General features: G+C 62.7%; 2 protein-coding genes. One reads left to right on the plus strand and one right to left on the minus strand.

The genetic code is table 11. From position 1 onward, the window contains the following. Positions 1–68 precede the first annotated feature (68 nt). Positions 69–611 carry a GGDEF domain-containing protein gene (locus AWB76_RS38715; protein WP_244173711.1) on the minus strand — a complete coding sequence of 181 codons (543 nt, stop codon included), beginning with the start codon at positions 609–611 and terminating at the stop codon, positions 69–71. 29 nt (positions 612–640) lie between these two features. On the opposite strand from AWB76_RS38715, the gene AWB76_RS40040 reads away from it, so the two are divergent. Further along, positions 641–773 (plus strand): DUF2934 domain-containing protein (locus AWB76_RS40040; RefSeq protein WP_244173713.1); only part of this gene is annotated, 133 nt, incomplete at its 3' end.

Raw genomic sequence — 773 nt, forward strand, 5'->3', positions numbered from 1 at the left:
TACGGGGTACGGTGCTTCGCCATAATGGGCACCTCCTGAACAAAAGGATAGATGTCCACGAAAGCGGGTCAACTCCACTTCGCCTGGTATAGGGCTGTGTCCGCCAGCCCCAACAGAGCAGGCGCCGACTCGGGCGGATCTGGGAACGTGCTAGCCAAGCCGACCGAGACGGTGACGGATGCCCTGCCGGGTGATGCGGATCGGATCCCAAGTTTCTCGACAGCGGATCTTAGCGACTGCGCGATGCGCAGTCCCGCCGCCGGTTCACACGCCGGAAGGACCACCACGAACTCTTCGCCATCGTAGCGCGCGACGAAATCGCCCTGCCGCCGCAGGGTGCCTGATAGTGCCCCTGCGGCTTGCTTCAGGCAGTCGTCGCCGGCCATATGTCCGAACGTGTCGTTGTACTGCTTGAAATGGTCGACGTCGATCAGCAGCACGCAAAACGACTGATTTCGGCCCCGATCCAATGAAAAGTCACGCGCGAACCGGTCGTCGAAGTAGGCACGGTTGAAAACGCCGGTGAGGCCGCCTCGTGCCGAGGTCTCGACGAGTTCCGGGTGCGTCTCGGACATTCGCCGGTACAGGCCCGTGGTCTCGTAGATGAGCATCGAGGATGCACACCGGTCGTGGCGGTCAGATGGCGCCGTACGGCGACGACCTGCAGGGGAATTCGGAAACCCGAAAGGGTCTGGGGCAGGCCGTCCGGGAGCGCGCTTACCTGCTCTGGGAGAAGGAAGGACGCCCTGAAGGGCGTGCCGAAGAATTCTGGC

The organism is Caballeronia temeraria (assembly GCF_001544795.2).
In the GTDB taxonomy this organism is placed as follows: domain Bacteria; phylum Pseudomonadota; class Gammaproteobacteria; order Burkholderiales; family Burkholderiaceae; genus Caballeronia; species Caballeronia temeraria.

What these genes read in the sequence shown, in the direction of transcription:
- AWB76_RS38715 (WP_244173711.1), bottom strand. Translation starts at nt 611, where the DNA reads ATGCTCATCTACGAGACCACGGGCCTGTACCGGCGAATGTCCGAGACG.